This is a genomic window from Pseudomonas sp. CH235 (assembly GCF_004368175.1).
In the GTDB taxonomy this organism is placed as follows: domain Bacteria; phylum Pseudomonadota; class Gammaproteobacteria; order Pseudomonadales; family Pseudomonadaceae; genus Aquipseudomonas; species Aquipseudomonas paraglycinae.
Window position 1 is genome coordinate 15,241 of sequence record NZ_RRZJ01000010.1, and the last position, 18,075, is coordinate 33,315.

Below are 18,075 nucleotides of genomic sequence, written 5' to 3' on the forward strand. Positions count from 1 at the left end.
CACCGAAACGCCCGGCCTCTGCACCCGCGGACGCCGGGTGTTTTGCTGTCTGGCATCCGGGTTAACGGTTAGCCGGGGCCAGTCATCGTCACGAATCTGAACAATTATTGTGTTCTGAATATTGATCTACGCTTGCGTGCAAGACTGCTTGGATAGCTTGGCCAGGTGATCTACTTGGCCTCCGTTACGAAATGGGCAAGGGGGGGCGTTGCTACCCGGCTGGCCATGTAAGGATGCTGACGAATGCCGCGTATTGATGTTCCTGTATTACATCGTGGTTTACGCCCTTTGTTTCGAGTCGCGCTGTGCAGCCAGTTGCTCTGGCCGGCGTTCGCGTTCGCCGATACGGCCTACGATCAAATGGTGCTCGACGCCCGGGCCGGGCATTACACGCCCGCGCTAACCGTCTTGCGTCAGGTGCCGCCGGCCCAGGCCACCACCGGCCAGGTCAGCGATCACCTGCAAATCGCCGGTTGGGCCGGGCTCGACGCCGAAGTGGTGCAGGTCTACGAGACTCAGGGTCGTGGCCGGGCACTGCCGGTTCAGGCGCTGACCGCCACCGCCCGGGCCTACCGCAACCTCAAGCGCTGGGATCAGGCGATCCAGGTCTACAACAAGGCCCTGACGCTGGAGCCGGACAACGCCGACCTGCAACTCGGTCTGGCGCTGACCCAGGCCGATTCCGGCAAGCCTGACGAAGGCGTGATCCGCGCCCGTTCGCTGGTCGCCGCCAAACCCGATGATCCTTCCCGCCGACTGGCGCTGGGCTACGCCCTGAATCGCGCCGGCAAGCCGTACGACGCGCTGTTCGAATACGACCAGGCTTTCGTTCGCGCCGGCAACAAACCCGAGGTCGCTCGCGAATACGTGGTCGCCCTGCAAAAGGCGCGTCTGCCGGAGCCGGCACTGCGGCTGGCCAAACAGCGTCCAGGGCTGATCGATCCCGTCACCTTGCGCCGTCTTGAAGGCGATCTGGCTGCGGAACGCGTGCGACTCGCCGAACTGGCCACCCGCAGCGAAAAAGAACGCTACGTGATCGCTGATCGCGCCCTGGCCGACTACGACCAGTTGCTCGCCACCTGGACTCCGGACGCCACTGCCCACGACGACGTGACCCGCTGGCGCATCGACCGCATGGGCGCGCTCAAGGCCCGGGCGCGCACCGCCGAAGTCATCAGCGAATACCAGAAGCTGCAAGCCGAAGGCGTGAAGATCCCGACCTACGCCCTGCGCTGGGTGGCGGCGTCCTATCTGGATCAGCGCCAGCCGGAAATCGCCACCGATCTTTACCGTCAGGTGCTGGCAGCGCCGGACGCCGATGTCGGCGACCGACTCGAAGACACCACGGCGCTGTATTACTCGCTGCTGGAAAGCGACCGCGCCGAAGAGGCGCGCAAAGTCGCTGAAGATCAGGCCAGGGCGCAGAAGCCGCGCGTCGAACTCAAGGGCCTGCCGATCGGCAACCCCAACGACGAATGGATGGACGCCCAGCAACTGGCGGCGCAGGCCGGAACTTACGGTTCCGACCTGCCCCACGGCGAAGAACGTTTGCAGACCCTGGTGGATCAGGCGCCGGGCAACATCGGCCTGCGCCTGGCCCAGGCCGATCTATACCTGGCCCGTAACTGGCCGCGCCGCGCGGAAAACCAGCTCAAGGAAACCGAGAGCATCGCGCCGCGCGACATGGGCCTCGAAGTCGCGCAGGCCCGCACCGCCATGGACTTGCAGGAATGGCGGCAGATGGATGCGCTGACCGATGACGTGGTGGCGCGCTTTCCTGACAACCGTCAGGTCCAGCGTCTGGCCCGTGAACGCGAAGTGCACGACATGTCCGAGCTGCGCGTCGAAGCCTATGGCGGCAAGGCCAACGGAGGCAGCGGTGGCGATGCAGGCGCGGTCTCCGGCAGCCGCGATTTCGGCATCCAGACCACGCTTTACAGCCCGCCGATCGATGAAGACTGGCGGGTGTTCGCCGGGGCCGGATACGCCACCGGCGATTTTGCCGAAGGCACCGGCCACCACCGCTTCCAGCGTGTCGGTCTGGAGCGTCGTACTCGCGACATGACCCTTGAAGCCGAGGTGTCGAATCATTCCTATGGTTTCGGCGACAAGCAGGGCGCGCGTCTGGCGATTGCCCGCGACATCGACGATCACTGGCAATACGGCGGCAGCCTCGAATACCTGTCGGCCGAGACCCCGCTGCGGGCTCTCAACAGCGACATCAAGGCCAACGGCGGCAGCGGTTTCATCCGCTGGCGCGGCAACGAGAGCCGCGAGTGGCGGCTGGCGGTCAGCCCGTCGCACTTCAGCGACGGCAACAACCGCGTCGAAGCCTTGCTGACCGGAAAAGAGGGCGTCTATAGCGCGCCGAACCTGCAAGTCGATGCGGGCCTGGAAGTGGGCACCAGCCACAACTCCAAGTCCGATGACGTGCCGTACTTCAACCCGAAGTCGGACTTCAGCGTCATGCCGTTGCTGAACGTCAATCACGTGCTGTACCACCGCTACGAAACGGTCTGGAGCCAGCAGTTCCAGGCCGGTGCGGGTACTTACAGCCAGCGTGATCACGGCACCGGCGGCATGGCATTGCTCGGTTACGGCCAGCGCTACGCCTGGAACGACGTGTTCGAGGTGGGCGGTTTGTTCAGCGTGATCAACCGGCCCTACGACGGTGACCGGGAAACCGATCTGCGTCTGCTCGTCGACCTCACTTTCCGCTTCTAGAAGAGTTTGAAGATGCCTTTGATTTCGCGTTTCATCCTTCTGCTGGGAGTGCTGCTGGTCAGCGCCTGCGCCCAGCAAGCCCCGGCCTTTGTGCCGCCGTCCGAGCGACCGGTGGCAGCCAATGAAAAGCCCTGGCCGAAAAACCACGTGCTGGGCATTGCCTACCACGACGTCGAAGACCGTGATCCCGATCAGGCAGTGGTGGCGGTGCGCACCGAGCGGCTGCTCGAACAGCTCGCCTGGCTGCGGGAAAACAACTACCAACCGGTGACGGTCGACCAGATCATGGCCGCGCGCAAGGGCGGGCCGGAACTGCCGCCCAAGGCGATCCTGCTCAGCTTCGACGACGGTTACTCAAGCTTCTACACCCGCGTACTGCCGGTGTTGCGCGCCTACAACTGGCATGCGCTGCTGGCGCCGGTCGGCACCTGGATCGATACGCCGCTGAACCAACCGGTGGACTTCGCTGGCACGCCGCGTCCGCGCTCGGACTTCCTGACCTGGGCTCAGGTGCGGGAAATCTCGCAATCGGGCCTGGTGGAAATCGCCGCTCACACCGACGCCAGCCACAAAGGCATCCTCGCCAACCCGCAAGGCAACCTGCAGCCGGCGGCCGCGACCCGACGCTACGATCCAGTGAGCAAACGCTACGAATCCGAAGCCGATTTCCAGGCGCGGATCCGCGCCGACGTGCAGGCGATCTCGGAGAAGATCCGCAAGAACACCGGGAAGAAACCGCGCGTCTGGGTCTGGCCTTACGGGACGGCGGACGGCACGTCGCTGACCGTGGTCAGCGAAGAGGGCTATGAAATGGCCCTGACCCTCGATGACGGTCTCGATGCCCTCGACAACCTGATGAGCGGGCCGCGTTTCCTGGTGGCTTCCGACCCTGATGGCGAGCACTTCGCCAACAGCGTGGTCGGCGTGCAATCGGATTTCACCATGCGCGTCGTGCATGTGGATCTGGACAACGTCTACGACCCGGACCCGGCGCAGCAGGAAATCAACCTCGGCAAACTGATCCAGCGCATGGCCGACATGGGCGCCAACACCGTGTTCCTGCAAGCCTTCGCCGATCCGAAGGGCGATGGCCTGGTGCATTCGCTGTACTTCCCCAACCGTCATCTGCCGATGCGCGCCGACCTGTTCGACCGCGTCGCCTGGCAATTGCGCACCCGGGCTCACGTGAAGGTTTTTGCGTGGATGCCGGTGCTGAGTTTCGAACTGGATTCGAAGCTGCCACGGGTGACGCGCTGGGATCCGAAGACCGGCACGACCGCTGTCGACCCGGATCAATACAAACGCCTGTCGCCGTTCGACCCCGAGGTGCGGCGGATCATCGGCGAGATATACGAAGACGTGGCACGCCTGACCTCGGTCGACGGCATCCTCTACCACGACGACGCAGTGCTTTCGGATTTCGAAGACGCCGGCCCTCAGGCGCTGAAGGCCTATGCCGCCAACGGCCTGCCGGGCTCGATCGCCGCTCTGCGTGACGATCCGGTGGCGATGCAGCGCTGGACGCGCTTCAAGAGCCGCTACCTGATCGACTTCACCAACGAACTGACCGCCAAGGTGCGCGCGATTCGTGGCCCGCAAGTGCTCACCGCACGCAACATCTTCGCCGAGCCGGTGCTCAATCCGCACAGCGAAGCGTGGTTCGCGCAGAACCTCGACGACTTCCTCGGGACTTACGACTGGACGGCGCCGATGGCCATGCCGCTCATGGAAAAACAGACCCATGCGCAATCCGGCCCGTGGCTCGAAGAGCTGGTGGCGAAGATCAAACAGCGCCCTGGTGCGCTGGACCGCACGGTGTTCGAACTGCAAGCCCGAGACTGGACGAAAAAAGATCAGGCCGACATCGACGGTGCACAACTGGCCGACTGGATGAGCCGCCTCAAGCGTCAGGGCGCCACCAGTTTCGGCTACTACCCGGACAACTTCCTCGAGAACCTGCCGGACCTGAAAACCGTGCGGCCTGCGCTCTCCAACAAATGGAACCCATGACATGCTGGATAGACTGCTGGCCCTGCTTGTTCTGGCGATCGTCCTCGGCGTCCCGCTGGGGCTGATCTTCCTGGTCACCGGGCAATTCCTGATGGACTTCGTGTTCTTCTACCCGCTGTTCATGTCCGGGTTGTGGATTTCCGGTGGCCTGTATTTCTGGCTGCACTGGGAACGGCACTGGCCGTGGAAGGACGACACCCTGCCGCCACCGCTGGAAGGCGAACCACTGATTTCGATCCTGATCCCTTGCTACAACGAGGGCGACAACGCCGCCGACACTATCCACGCGGCGCTGGCGCAGCACTACCCGAACATCGAAGTCATCGCGATCAACGACGGCTCCAAGGACAACACCGCCGAAGTGCTGGATGCGCTGGCCAAGGAAGACCCGCGGTTGCGCGTGCTGCACCTGGCGGAAAATCAGGGCAAGGCCGTGGCCCTGCGCATGGGCGCCATCGCGGCGCGCAGCGAATATCTGGTGTGCATCGATGGTGACGCGCTGCTGGCGCCGAACACTGCGGCTTATCTGGTGGCGCCGATGCTCGACAACGCACGACTGGGTGCGGTGACCGGCAACCCACGAATCCGCACGCGTTCGACTCTGGTCGGGCGGGTTCAGGTCGGCGAGTTTTCGTCGATCATCGGGCTGATCAAGCGCACTCAGCGGGTGTTCGGGCGGATCTTCACCGTGTCGGGGGTGATCGTCGCGTTCCGCCGTACGGCGCTGAACCGGGTTGGCTACTGGAGCCCGGACATGATCACCGAAGACATCGACATCAGCTGGAAGCTGCAACTGGATCACTGGAGCATCTTCTACGAGCCCCGTGCCCTGTGCTGGATCCTGATGCCGGAAACCCTGCGCGGTCTGTGGAAGCAGCGCCTGCGCTGGGCCCAGGGCGGTGCCGAAGTGCTGTTCAAGAACATCCGCGGGATCTGGCAGTACCGTCACCGTTACCTGTGGCCGCTGCTGTTCGAATACTGCCTGTCGACCGGTTGGGCGTTCACCTTCCTGTTGTCGGTGATCTTCTGGGGTGTCGGCAAGTTCGTGGTCATGCCTGAAGCGATTGCCGTCGATCACCTGATGCCGCCAGCCTTCACCGGTTTGCTGCTGGCGTTTGTCTGCCTGGTGCAGTTCGCGGTCAGCATCATCATTGACCGGCGCTACGAACCGGGCCTGGGCAAGACCATGTTCTGGGTGGTCTGGTATCCGATTGCGTTTTGGTTCGTCAGCCTGCTGACCACGCTGGTCAGTTTCCCCAGAGTATTGTTCGGCCAACACCAGAAGCGTGCGCGCTGGGTCAGTCCCGATCGGGGTATCAAGCCGCTCGGGGACGATGAAGAGGAGGTTGTCAAATGAAAATCATCCGGACCCGCCAACGGCCGTTTCTGGTGGTGGTCGATGCGTTCTTCACCGTGCTGGCCTGGATCGGCCTGCTGTATCTGCTGGCGCGCGGTTTATGGCCGCTGATCGAGACCCACGAAGGCGGGCCGCGCATCGACAATTCGGCGTTCGAAGCCCTCGGCACTTTGCAGATTTATCTGTGGGTGGCGCTGGTCAACGCAGTTATCCTGATCGGCTGGGCGCGCTATCAGCAACGCAAGAGCCGAAGCTTCGCTCAACGCCGCCTGCCGTCCCCGGTGGTCGACGATGAGGGGCTGAGCCGCAGCTTCAAACTGTGCGACGAGCGCTTTCAGAAGCTGCGCGGGCCGGGCGTGATGACCATCCACAACGATCAGGACGGCGATGTCAGTCATGTGGTGCCGCATCTGTGGCCGGTTCAGCCGCAGGAGCTCCCGCCACCGCTGGCCCCGCTGGAGCATCCTCGGGTGATCTTTCTGCACGCCGAGGACGACGACAACCGCGAGCCGCTGAACCGGATCACCTGACGGCGCGAATCAGCCGCCAGGCTTCCTCCATCGGCAGCGGTTGCTTCATGCGTTCGGCCAGCAGCGCCATCGCCCGTTCCTGCTCACAGGCCACCGCCGCCACCACCACGCCCTTGCTCCCGAACAGCCCGATAAACGGCGGCTGTTCGGGTTCACCGATAAATTCGACCGCATCCCACGCCTCGGCGTGACCGAGATAGTCGTAGTTGCGGCCGAAATGCCAGGTCCAGAAATACGGCACGTCGAGGTAATGCTCATCGCCACCGAGCAGGTTCGCGGCGGCGATCCGCGCGTGCTGCTGGGCCAGGCGCCAGTGTTCGATGCGTTGCGGTTTGCCGTTCAGCGGGAAGGTGGCGATATCGCCAATGGCCCACAGACTGTCCGCGGCACGCAGGCCGGCATCGACTCGCAAGGATTGATCGTCCTCGCGCAGCAGATCGCCGAAGGCTTCGGTGGCCGGATGCACGCCGATTCCCGCCAACACCAGATCCGCCGACAGGCGCAGGCCGTTGTCGAGCAACACCGCCTCGACCTTGCCGTCGCCGGTGATCTCCCTGGCTTCGTGATCAGTGATGAATTTCACGCCGTTTTCTTCGTGCAGCGCACGGATCGCCTTGCCGACGGCTTCACCGAATTGCGCCGCGAAGGGAATCGCATGGCGCGCCAGCACCGTCACCTCGAGACCGTGCTGGCGCAGGGCCGAAGCGCATTCGAGCGCAATGAAACTGTCACCGATGATCACCGCGCGCTGACCGGGTTGGGCGGCGTCCATGATGGATTGCGCCTGGGCTTTGGAGCGCAGGATAAACACCTGGGGCAGGTCGGCACCGGGCAGTTTCAGCGCGTTGGGCGCTGCGCCGGTGGCCAGCACCGCCGCGCTGTAATGCAGTGTGCGGCCATCGCTCAGGTGAAGGGTTTTGGTATCGGCATCGAGCCCGGTGACCTCGCCTGAAACCCGGTTGATGTGCTGTTCGCGGTAAAAATCGTCATCGCGCAGGGGCGGGGTTTCCGGCGGCGGCATTTCCCCGGACAGCACGAATTTGCTCAGCACCGTGCGGTCGTAGCCGGCGTCCGGCTCGCGGTCGATCAGCACGATCCGCCCGCCGAAGCCTTTTTCCCGCAGGGCGGCGGCGCAGGCCGTTCCCCCGGCACCGGCGCCGACGATGACAAAGGTGCGCGGATCGTCCTGCGGCGGAGTGTGCGGATCCGGCAGCGGCTGGTCATCGACCCATACTTCGTCGCCGCGCAGTTCCAGCGGATAGCGCTTGAGACTGTCCAGCGCCGGAGGCTCGCACAACGCGCCATCTTCGGCGCGAAAAGCTGCCTTGTGCCACGGGCAGATCAGCCGGCCGTGGCACAACGCACTTTCCGCCAGCGGCGCGCCGGCATGCGGGCATTGCCCCTGAAAGGCGCGCAACTGGCCGGCGGCGCGCAGCAGGACGATCTTGCAGTCGCCGATCTGCACCTCCAGCCCACGGTCTTCAGGCACATCGGCGAAACGGGCGACACGGTGCAGGGTCATGGTCGTGCTCCTCACAGGCATTTCTCTTACGAGTTTGGGCCGCATTGCGAGGTTCAGCCATTTCCCACTGCCACGGCACGAACGGTACGGCTATAGTTTGCAGGCCGACGAAGGCCCAACTGCACAAGGTGCTCCCGGAATGACCCGATTGACCTCTCTCAACCCTTGGCTGGCGGCCGTTGCCGTCGCCCTTTGCGTGCAGTTTCCGGCGCAGGCCCAGGAGCGTTTCACCCTCAGCATTCCCGGTGTGTCGGATAACCGCCTGTTCACCTCGGCGGCGGCCAGCGATGCGGCCGGTTGCGGCGGCAAGAACCAGTCGCCGGCCCTGAGCTGGAATGCCGGCCCCAGCGGAACCCTGAGCTACGCCATCGTCATGCACGATCCGGACGGCCAGAAAGGTTCGGGTGTCGATCACTGGATTCACTACGGGATCAAGGCCACGACCCGGCAGATTCCGGCGGGTGTCGGCGCCAAATCGGCCCTTGAAGGCGTCGGTGGCACCAACAGCAAAGGCACCACCAGCTACATCGGCCCGTGCCCGCCGGTTGGCGACAGCGCGCACCACTACATCATCCAGATCTACGCCCTGGATCTGGCCCCGGACGCCTTGCCGGCCGGCCTGACCCGCGCCCAGCTGATGGAAAAGATCAAAGGCCACGTGCTGCGCAACAGCAGTGCGGTGCGGCGTTATCACCGCTGAAAAAATTTCGGCGAGGTTTAACCCGAACTGACAGGGCTGCCCGTCTCAGGGGATGAATGGATCAATTCTTCCCCGAGGTCAGCCCCCATGTCCCTTCCTTCCACGCTTCTGCGCCCCCTTGCTGCCAGTGTGTTGCTGGTGGTTGCCGGTTGCGGTGTTTCCTCCAGCCCGGAAACCACCGTCGCGCCGCCTCCGGCGCAGACCGAACTGAAATCCTCCGTGCAGCCCGAATTGGTCATGGCCGATAGCGCGATGGCCAAGCGCAGTGCACTGGCGGCGCCGATCGCCAGTTTTGCACCGATGCCGGCCAGTGAAAGTTATCCACAAGGCTATCGTGACGAACAACGCGAGCAGTACGCCAAGCTGGCCGACAACCCGATCCACAGCGTCGCCGAAACCCCGGTCTCGACCTTCAGCGCCGACGTCGACACCGGCGCCTACGCCAATGTGCGGCGCCTGCTCAATCAGGGTCGACTGCCGCCGGAAGGCGCGGTGCGGCTGGAAGAAATGGTCAATTACTTTCCCTACGACTACGCGCTGCCGAGCGATGGCTCGCCCTTCGGCGTGACCACCGAACTGGCCGCTTCGCCGTGGAACCCACACACACGCTTGCTGCGCATCGGCATCAAGGCCTCCGACCGCGCGGTGGCGGAACTGGCCCCGGCCAATCTGGTATTTCTGGTGGACGTGTCCGGCTCGATGGACCGCCCCGAAGGCTTGCCGCGGGTCAAAAGCACCTTGAAGTTGCTGGTCGATCAATTGCGCGAGCAGGATCGGGTATCGCTGGTGGTGTATGCCGGCGAATCCAGAGTGGTACTGGAGCCGACTTCCGGACGGGAAAAGGCGAAAATTCGCACAGCCATCGAGCAATTGACCGCCGGTGGCTCGACCGCTGGCGCTTCAGGCATCGAGTTGGCTTATCAGATGGCGCAGCAGGCGTTCATCCCCAAAGGGATCAACCGCATCCTGTTGGCCACCGACGGTGACTTCAACGTCGGCATCAGCGACTTCGATAGCCTGAAACAAATGGCTGTGGATAAACGCAAGACCGGGATTTCCCTGACCACCCTGGGTTTCGGTGTGGATAACTACAATGAACACCTGATGGAACAACTGGCCGATGCCGGTGACGGCAATTACGCCTACATCGACAACCTGCGCGAAGCGCGCAAGGTGCTGGTGGATCAACTCGGTTCGACCCTCGCCGTGGTAGCGAAAAACGTCAAGTTGCAGGTCGAGTTCAACCCGGCGCAGGTCAGCGAATACCGCCTGCTCGGTTACGAGAACCGCGCGTTGAAGCGTGAGGATTTCAGCAACGACAAGGTCGATGCCGGTGAAATCGGTGCAGGCCATACGGTGACGGCGTTGTATGAAATCGTCCCGACAGGCGAGAAGGGCTGGCTGGAACCGCTGCGTTACGGAAAAACCGATGCAGTGGTTTCCGAAAAGAAAGGAGAATTGGCAATGCTGCGTGTGCGATATCAAAAGCCTGAGGGTGGGAAAAGTCTGCTGATCGAGCGGCCGATTGCCAGTCAGGTTGCTCCGGCCAGTGAAGACCTGCGCTTTGCTGCCGCCGTCGCCGCGTTTTCCCAGCAACTCAAGGACGGCCGCTACACTGGCGAATTCAGCTTGAAGGACACCGAAGCCCTGGCGCGAGGTGCCCGTGGTGATGACCGCTTCGGCCTGCGCAACGAATTCGTGCAGCTGGTTGAACTGGCGCAGAGCCTGCGTACTTCTACTGCCTCCAGCGCGATGTCCACTGAGCGACGGATTGAATAGTGAGCCGCCTCAAAGGCTTCATCACACAGCTGTTTGCCTCCGCCGACAGCCTTGAGGCCAGCAGCGACGAATCGCTGCTGGCCCGTTATCGCGAGGGTGACGGCAAGGCGTTCGAGATCCTGTACGCCCGTCATCGGCAAAGTCTTTATCGGTTTCTGCTCGGTTTGAGCGGCAAACCTGAACTGGCCGACGAGGTTTTCCAGGAGACCTGGCTGAGCCTGATCCGCAGTGCCAGTCAGCCACAAGGCCGGGCGACCTTTCGTACGTGGTTGTTCCAGATTGCCCGCAATCGCCTGATCGACCACTGGCGCAAACACGGCGCCCGGCAACCGTTGCATGACAGCTACGACGAACAGACCCACGCCGTCAGCGACGACGCCTCCGATCCCGAACAACTGCTCAACCTCAGCCGCGACAGCCAGCGCTTGGAGAGCGCTCTGCAATCCTTGCCCGCCGACCAGCGCGAAGTGTTCATGCTGCGCGCCCACGGCGACCTCGATCTGGCGCAAATCGCCAGCCTCACCGAAACACCGCTGGAAACCGTCAAGAGCCGCTTGCGCTACGCCCAGCAAAAACTGCGTCGGCTGCTGGCCGAGGAGGTACTGACATGACGGACGCCCGCCCGACACCCGAAGAGCAAGTGCTCAAGCACGTGCGCGAACAGCACGACGCCGAGCCGCCGGCGCATCTCGATGCGCTGATCCTCAACGCCGCCCACCGTGAAACCCCGGCACCACGGCAAAACCTGTGGCAACGCTGGCTCAAGGCCTGCCAGCAACCGCGCTATCAGGTGGTTTTTGCCAGTCTGGTCGGCATCGCGCTGATGCTGTCGCTGGTGCAACGCGCGCCGGAACCCGTGGCTCAATACGATTTCGCCCCCGCCGCGAAACCGGCTGCGCCAGTGGCCCGCCAGGAGGCCCGATCATTGTCGGCGCCCGCCGGCGCGCTTTCTGCGCCTGCACCCGCAATGGCTCCCGCGCCAATGGCGGAAATGGCCGCACCGATGCAGAGCGAATCGATCAGCGCCGACACGGCGGACGAAGCCAAGGTCAGCAAGCGCGCCGCCGCCCCGGTCAACGGTCTTGACGCGCAACTGCGTGAAGTCCTGCGCCTGCGCGAGTCCGGCCAGTCGCAAGCGGCCGACAGCCTGTTCAACAACCTGCACAAGCGCTACCCGAACGTGAATCTCGACCTGCGACTGGAAAAAATCCGCAAGAACTGACCGTATCAGCCATCCGCCATTTGGCATTGACCCGCAAAAACGCGCACTATCGGGTCATTGCCGATGCGCTGGAGGATGCCGTGGCCCAAAAAATCGACCGCATCGCCCAAATGCTCAACTGCCCGGTGAAGGGTGAGGAACTGCGGCGGGCAGTGACGGAGAGTCGCAAGGAGTTTCTTCTGGCCAAGCAGGCCGAAGAGGATCTGGAGGAAGACGTTCTCGATGATGACTTGATCGAGGACGAAGAAGACGATGATGAATACGACGAGTTTGACTGGACGACGGAGTGAGTCGCCAGCCAGCAGGCACAAAAAAGCCCCGGACCTTGCAGTCCGGGGCTTTTTCGTTTTGTTCATGGCGCACCAGGCGGGATTCGAACCCACGACCCCTGCCTTCGGAGGGCAGTACTCTATCCAGCTGAGCTACTGGTGCAGCGGGCGACATCATACCTAGGTCGGCTCGGGGCGTCCATGCCGGGTTTTGGTGCGTATTGTCAGTGCGCATGTCGGTTGAAAAGCACTGCATTCCATAAAGCTGTAACGTCCTGCAAAAGGCTCGCTTGGCGCTTTTGAGAGGCTGTTCTATGGTTTCCCTGCGACCCGAGCTGTTGGTACGTTGATCTGAAATGTTCAGCAATTGCGGCGTTTTTGTTCTTTTTTTCGAACGCCCTATTGTCCTTCAACCCCTTTGAACCTAGGATTCGTTTGAGATTTCAAACGCTCCTTATCCAGGTGCTGAGCCGCACGCGTTTTGAGTCGTGCGCTATTGATGTGCCAGCCCGGTGAATGATTTCCCTGACGGCAGCCTTGCGAGGCGCCTTTCTACAATCATAATTTTGCTCCGCGCCTTGCGCGGTGCTGTTAAGGAAAGCCGACATGCAGCTTAAAGACACCCAGTTGTTCCGCCAGCAAGCCTTCATCGATGGCGCATGGGTCGACGCGGACAGCGGTCAGACGATCAAGGTCAACAACCCGGCCACCGGCGAGATTCTGGGCACCGTGCCGAAGATGGGCGCTGCCGAAACCCGCCGCGCCATCGAAGCCGCCGACAAGGCGTTGCCGGCCTGGCGTGCACTGACCGCCAAGGAGCGTGCAGGCAAGCTGCGTCGCTGGTTCGAACTGATGATCGAGCACCAGGACGACCTCGCTCGCCTGATGACCCTCGAGCAGGGCAAACCACTGGCCGAAGCCAAGGGCGAAATCGTTTACGCCGCTTCGTTCATCGAGTGGTTCGCCGAAGAAGCCAAGCGCATCTACGGCGACGTGATTCCGGGCCACCAGCCGGACAAGCGCCTGATCGTGATCAAACAACCGATCGGCGTTACCGCTGCCATCACCCCGTGGAACTTCCCGGCGGCGATGATCACTCGTAAAGCAGGTCCGGCGCTGGCCGCCGGTTGCACCATGGTGCTCAAGCCTGCTTCGCAAACTCCGTTCTCCGCATTCGCTCTGGCCGAACTGGCCCAGCGCGCCGGCATCCCTAAAGGTGTGTTCAGCGTGGTGTCCGGCAGCGCCGGCGACATCGGCAGCGAGCTGACCAGCAACCCGATCGTGCGCAAACTGTCCTTCACCGGCTCGACCGAAATCGGTCGTCAGCTGATGTCGGAATGCGCCAAGGACATCAAGAAAGTCTCCCTGGAACTGGGCGGCAACGCGCCATTCATCGTGTTCGACGACGCGGACCTGGATAAGGCCGTCGAAGGCGCGATCATTTCCAAGTACCGCAACAACGGCCAGACCTGCGTCTGCGCCAACCGTCTGTACATTCAAGATTCGGTCTACGATGCGTTCGCCGAGAAGCTGAAAGTGGCAGTCGCCAAGCTGAAAATCGGCAACGGTCTGGAAGAGGGCACCACCACTGGCCCGCTGATCGACGAGAAAGCCGTGGCCAAGGTGCAAGAGCACATCGCTGACGCGGTGAGCAAAGGCGCAACCGTTCTGGCCGGTGGCAAGCCGATGGAAGGCAACTTCTTCGAGCCGACCATCCTGACCAACGTGCCGAAAGACGCTGCCGTGGCCAAGGAAGAAACCTTCGGTCCGCTGGCGCCGCTGTTCCGCTTCAAAGACGAAGCCGACGTGATCGCAATGTCGAACGACACCGAGTTCGGTCTGGCTTCGTACTTCTACGCTCGCGACCTGGGCCGTGTGTTCCGTGTGGCTGAAGCCCTGGAATACGGCATGGTCGGCGTCAACACCGGGCTGATCTCCAACGAAGTCGCGCCGTTCGGCGGCATCAAGGCCTCGGGCCTGGGCCGTGAAGGCTCCAAGTACGGCATCGAAGATTACCTGGAAATCAAATACCTCTGCCTGGGCATCTAAGCCTCGGTAGAAGATCGCTGTAAACGCAAAGGGCACGAGAGCGCTGTCCCTTTGCGTCGTTTCAAACCGGAATTTTCTCTGCGGCCGGGAACGCCGTGGCAGTCGATCATCGCATGCTGCCACCGCCGATTCCTCCCGCTTTATCCTTGAACCACGCCGCCCGATGAGCGGCGAATGAGGACTGTAATGAGCAAGACTAACGCTGAACTGATGGCCCGTCGTACCGCAGCTGTTCCACGTGGTGTTGGCCAGATTCACCCGATCTTCGCCGAGTCCGCGAAAAACGCGACCGTGACCGACGTTGAAGGTCGTGAATTCATCGACTTCGCTGGCGGTATCGCTGTACTGAACACCGGCCACGTGCACCCGAAAATCATCGCCGCCGTGACCGAGCAGCTGAACAAGCTGACTCACACCTGCTTCCAGGTTCTGGCTTATGAGCCGTACGTTGAGCTGTGCGAGAAAATCAACGCTCGCGTACCGGGCGACTTCGCCAAGAAAACCCTGCTGGTGACCACCGGTTCCGAAGCCGTTGAAAACGCCGTGAAGATCGCTCGTGCCGCCACTGGCCGCGCTGGCGTGATCGCCTTCACCGGCGCTTACCACGGTCGCACCATGATGACCCTGGGCCTGACCGGTAAAGTCGTGCCTTACTCGGCCGGCATGGGCCTGATGCCAGGCGGCATCTTCCGCGCGCTGTACCCGAACGAACTGCACGGCGTGAGCATCGACGACTCGATCGCTTCCATCGAACGCATCTTCAAGAACGACGCCGAGCCGAAAGACATCGCCGCGATCATCATCGAGCCTGTACAGGGTGAAGGTGGTTTCTACGTCGCACCGAAAGAATTCATGAAGCGTCTGCGTGCCCTGTGCGACCAGCACGGCATCCTGCTGATCGCTGACGAAGTGCAGACCGGCGCTGGCCGTACCGGCACGTTCTTCGCCATGGAACAGATGGGTGTTGCTGCCGACCTGACCACCTTCGCCAAATCCATCGCTGGCGGCTTCCCGCTGGCCGGTGTGTGCGGCAAGGCCGAGTACATGGACGCCATCGCTCCAGGCGGCCTGGGCGGCACCTACGCCGGTAGCCCGATCGCTTGCGCCGCGGCCCTGGCCGTGATGGAAGTGTTCGAAGAAGAAAAACTGCTGGACCGCTGCAAGGCTGTCGGCGAGCGTCTGGTCACCGGCCTGAAAGCCATCCAGGCCAAGTACCCGGTGATCGGCGAAGTCCGTGCCCTGGGCGCCATGATCGCGGTCGAGCTGTTCGAAAACGGCGACAGCCACAAGCCAAACCCGACCGCAGTCGCTGCCGTCGTGGCCAAGGCGCGTGACAAGGGCCTGATCCTGCTGTCCTGCGGCACCTACGGCAACGTGCTGCGCGTCCTGGTACCGCTGACCTCGCCGGACGAGCAACTGGACAAAGGTCTGGCGATCATCGAAGAGTGCTTCTCGGAGCTGTAATCCGTAGCACCGCGTGATCGGATCGACAAAAAACCCGCTTCGGCGGGTTTTTTCATGCCTGGAGAAACACGGGCGCGGTTTTCAGGTTGTACCGAATCGCCAGCATTGGCTAAGGTTCAAGCATTGCAAGGGAGGGCGAGCATGACGGCCGTCGATTTACCCGCTGTACCAAGAGTCCTGATTGCCGAGGCCGACCCGTGGTCTCGTGACCTGCTCAAACAAGTGTTGCTGAATGTGCGCTGCGATGCGCGGCTGGACCTGTGCGCTGATGGCCAGGAGGCGATGACGCTGCTCAGCGAAGTCCCCTATGACCTGGCGATCGTCGACTGGGAGTTGCCCGGCGTCGATGGCTTGAGCGTGTTGCGCAGTGTCCGCCAGCGCAAACGCAATCCGCCGCTGCCGTTCATTCTGATGAGCAGTCGCAACGACAGCGCCAGCGTGCGCGAAGCCCTGCCGCTGGCGCCGACCGCCTACCTGGCCAAACCCCTGAACATGGAAAGCCTGACCGAGCGTTTGCAGGGATTGCTGCTGAATGCCGGCGAAGAAGTGTTCTGTGAAGTACCGGCGCTGGCGCCGGGCATGACCCTCTCGGTTTTCCTCGAACGTCGCCGCGAGCAGGCCGACGGCGCACCGCTGATGACTGACGTGCAGGTGGCGGTCAAACGCAGCCTCAACCCCAACGGCCTGGACCTGAAGCTGCTGGAAGAGGAAATCCGCACCGATCCGCAGATCACCGCCGTGTTGATTGCAGCGTCGAACAGCGCCGCTCAGCATCATGGCGCGCCGGTGCAGACCCTGGCGCAGGCGCTGCATCGCCTGGGCACCGGGCAAAGCATGAATCTGATTCTTGGCCTTGCACTCAAACGCAGCGCCCGACTTAGCGACCCGTGCCTGGCGGATTACGCCGAGCGCTATTGGGGCTTGTCGCTGCACACCGCCGAGTACGCCCGCACCTTGGCGCGTCTGCTCGATCTGGATCAGGAACGCTGCTACTGCGCCGGGATGCTCCATCGCCTCGGCGATCTGGCGTTGCTGCGTTGTCTTCAAGAGTGGAAGCAGGCCGGCGGCGAGCTGGATGAACTGGAAGAAGTCGGCGATGCGCTGGCGGAATTCGGTGCGGCGTACGGTTCGGCGTTGCGCACTCGCTGGCGCCTGCCGCTGGAACTGCGCGAGCTGATTGCCTCGGTCTACCAGCTCGGTGGCGGGGTGTATTCCCGCGAGGCACTGGTGATGAACATGGCGGCGCAGATGGCGCGGCTGACCGAGCATGAGGGCGTTGAGGAGCTGGCGAAGAGCCGCACGGCGCGCTTGCTCAAAATCGGCTTGCCGGAGCTGATGCGGATGCGCAAATAGCGGCTTGATTGCGCATCCGCTCTTGAATCAGGCGGAAATGATCCGGTTCTTGCCCTGCCGTTTGGCCTCGTACATCGCCGCGTCTGCGCGGGCGAACAGGGTGTCGAGGCTTTCATCTTCCGGGGTAAGGCTGGTCAGGCCCTGGCTGACGGTGATGCCGAACGTCTGATCACCGTGGTTGAAGTTCAAGCGCTGAATTTCCCGTTGCAGCCGCTCGGCCACCTGCATCGCCATGTCCGGCGCACAGCCAGGGAAAACCGCAGCAAACTCTTCACCGCCAATCCGCCCGAACAGGTCTCCCCGGCGTAACGACGCACGACCGCATTCGGCGATTCGTTGCAGCACGTTGTCGCCTTCCGGGTGGCCGTAGGTGTCGTTGATCACTTTGAAGTCATCGATGTCCAGCAGCAGGAACGCCATTTGCGCACCTTGCAGGCGGGCTTGTTCAAATTCCCGGTGGGCGCATTCGAAGAAGTGCCGGCGATTGCTGCTCTGGGTCAGCACGTCGGTGGTGGCCAGTCGCTGGAGCTCGGTTTCCATCTGCTTCTTGTCGGTGATGTCTTCGGCGATGCCGACGATGATCACCGGTTGCCCTGGTTCCTCCTGACGGTTTATGAAGCACTTGTCGCTGATCCAGCGCACCTGGCCGTCGGCGGCGATGATCCGGTATTCGCGGTCTTCCACGGCGCCTTTGTGCAGCACTTCGGCGAGGCTGCGTTCGGCGTATTCCAGATCGTCCGGGTAGATGCTGTCGCGCCACTGGTTGTAGTCGGCCAGCAGCAGGGCGGCGGAGCGGCCGAAAATCCGTTCGTAGGCGGGGCTGACGTACAGCACCTGACGGGTTTCCCAGTTGAAGGCCCAAAGCACGGCGTTGACGCTAACCAGCAGCGAACTGAACAGCTGCTCGCGTTCGCTAAGCCGGGCGACTTCGCCCTGGGCGTGCATCAATGCCATCAGGGTTTGCGCGGCCTCGGGCCACTGGGGAGGGGATGAGTCTTTTTGATTGTTGTTGACCATCGACACGAATCTCAAAGGGCGTGCCGGGAAGTCGACAACGGCCACGGGAAAGCCCGCCGGGGGTGGCGAAGTGTCTTTG

Annotated in this window: 14 protein-coding genes and 1 tRNA gene; 12 read left to right on the forward strand and 3 right to left on the reverse strand. The window is 62.7% G+C overall.

The window, feature by feature from the left end:
• Positions 1–243 precede the first annotated feature (243 nt).
• The 4 genes from pgaA to pgaD are packed head-to-tail and all read left to right on the forward strand — an operon-like array spanning position 244 to position 6,621.
• Positions 244–2,724 (forward strand): poly-beta-1,6 N-acetyl-D-glucosamine export porin PgaA, encoded by a 2,481-nt coding sequence (gene pgaA / locus EIY71_RS12870; protein ID WP_134021900.1) that lies wholly within the window; start codon positions 244–246, stop codon positions 2,722–2,724.
• Between the two features lie 12 nt (positions 2,725–2,736).
• The gene (gene pgaB, locus EIY71_RS12875; RefSeq protein ID WP_134021902.1) at positions 2,737–4,734 is read left to right on the forward strand and encodes a poly-beta-1,6-N-acetyl-D-glucosamine N-deacetylase PgaB; all 1,998 of its coding nucleotides are present in this window, start codon (positions 2,737–2,739) and stop codon (positions 4,732–4,734) included.
• A gap of 1 nt (position 4,735) precedes the next feature.
• The gene (gene pgaC, locus EIY71_RS12880; RefSeq protein WP_134021904.1) at positions 4,736–6,091 is read left to right on the forward strand and encodes a poly-beta-1,6-N-acetyl-D-glucosamine synthase; all 1,356 of its coding nucleotides are present in this window, start codon (positions 4,736–4,738) and stop codon (positions 6,089–6,091) included.
• Complete coding sequence (gene pgaD / locus EIY71_RS12885; RefSeq protein WP_074689361.1) at positions 6,088–6,621, forward strand: poly-beta-1,6-N-acetyl-D-glucosamine biosynthesis protein PgaD; 534 nt, start codon at positions 6,088–6,090, stop codon at positions 6,619–6,621. The genes pgaC and pgaD overlap by 4 nt, the downstream gene beginning before the upstream one ends.
• On the opposite strand, the gene EIY71_RS12890 is transcribed toward pgaD, so the two are convergent.
• Positions 6,614–8,143 carry an FAD-dependent oxidoreductase gene (locus EIY71_RS12890; RefSeq protein WP_134021906.1) on the reverse strand — a complete coding sequence of 510 codons (1,530 nt, stop codon included), beginning with the start codon at positions 8,141–8,143 and terminating at the stop codon, positions 6,614–6,616. The genes pgaD and EIY71_RS12890 overlap by 8 nt on opposite strands.
• A gap of 139 nt (positions 8,144–8,282) precedes the next feature.
• Here EIY71_RS12890 and EIY71_RS12895 point away from each other — a divergent pair, with 139 nt between their 5' ends.
• The 5 genes from EIY71_RS12895 to EIY71_RS12915 all read left to right on the forward strand — a co-directional run bounded on the left by EIY71_RS12895 (position 8,283) and on the right by EIY71_RS12915 (position 12,134).
• Complete coding sequence (locus EIY71_RS12895) at positions 8,283–8,843, forward strand: YbhB/YbcL family Raf kinase inhibitor-like protein (protein WP_102687455.1); 561 nt, start codon at positions 8,283–8,285, stop codon at positions 8,841–8,843.
• 87 nt (positions 8,844–8,930) lie between these two features.
• Positions 8,931–10,622: a VWA domain-containing protein gene (locus EIY71_RS12900; protein WP_102717904.1), complete on the forward strand. Its 1,692-nt coding sequence runs from the start codon at positions 8,931–8,933 to the stop codon at positions 10,620–10,622.
• A gap of 29 nt (positions 10,623–10,651) precedes the next feature.
• A complete protein-coding gene (locus EIY71_RS12905; protein WP_240866618.1) occupies positions 10,652–11,233 on the forward strand; it encodes an RNA polymerase sigma factor in 582 nt (193 codons plus the stop codon).
• The gene (locus EIY71_RS12910) at positions 11,230–11,844 is read left to right on the forward strand and encodes a hypothetical protein (RefSeq protein ID WP_134021908.1); all 615 of its coding nucleotides are present in this window, start codon (positions 11,230–11,232) and stop codon (positions 11,842–11,844) included. The genes EIY71_RS12905 and EIY71_RS12910 overlap by 4 nt, the downstream gene beginning before the upstream one ends.
• A gap of 20 nt (positions 11,845–11,864) precedes the next feature.
• Complete coding sequence (locus tag EIY71_RS12915; RefSeq protein WP_011331897.1) at positions 11,865–12,134, forward strand: hypothetical protein; 270 nt, start codon at positions 11,865–11,867, stop codon at positions 12,132–12,134.
• Positions 12,135–12,199: 65 nt separating this feature from the next.
• Here EIY71_RS12915 and EIY71_RS12920 read toward each other — a convergent pair.
• Positions 12,200–12,276 (reverse strand) — tRNA-Arg (locus EIY71_RS12920).
• 443 nt (positions 12,277–12,719) lie between these two features.
• On the opposite strand from EIY71_RS12920, the gene gabD reads away from it, so the two are divergent.
• From gabD to EIY71_RS12935, 3 genes are all read left to right on the forward strand, one after another.
• Positions 12,720–14,162, forward strand: coding sequence for an NADP-dependent succinate-semialdehyde dehydrogenase (gabD, locus tag EIY71_RS12925; RefSeq protein ID WP_102717905.1), 1,443 nt, complete (start codon positions 12,720–12,722; stop codon positions 14,160–14,162).
• Positions 14,163–14,348: 186 nt separating this feature from the next.
• Positions 14,349–15,626, forward strand: a complete 1,278-nt coding sequence (gene gabT, locus EIY71_RS12930) for a 4-aminobutyrate--2-oxoglutarate transaminase (protein ID WP_007957613.1) — start codon at positions 14,349–14,351, stop codon at positions 15,624–15,626.
• A gap of 141 nt (positions 15,627–15,767) precedes the next feature.
• Complete coding sequence (locus EIY71_RS12935) at positions 15,768–16,979, forward strand: response regulator (RefSeq protein ID WP_102687459.1); 1,212 nt, start codon at positions 15,768–15,770, stop codon at positions 16,977–16,979.
• 27 nt (positions 16,980–17,006) lie between these two features.
• Here EIY71_RS12935 and EIY71_RS12940 read toward each other — a convergent pair whose 3' ends face one another.
• The gene (locus tag EIY71_RS12940) at positions 17,007–17,996 is read right to left on the reverse strand and encodes a sensor domain-containing diguanylate cyclase (protein ID WP_085746294.1); all 990 of its coding nucleotides are present in this window, start codon (positions 17,994–17,996) and stop codon (positions 17,007–17,009) included.
• Between the last annotated feature and the right edge of the window lie 79 nt (positions 17,997–18,075).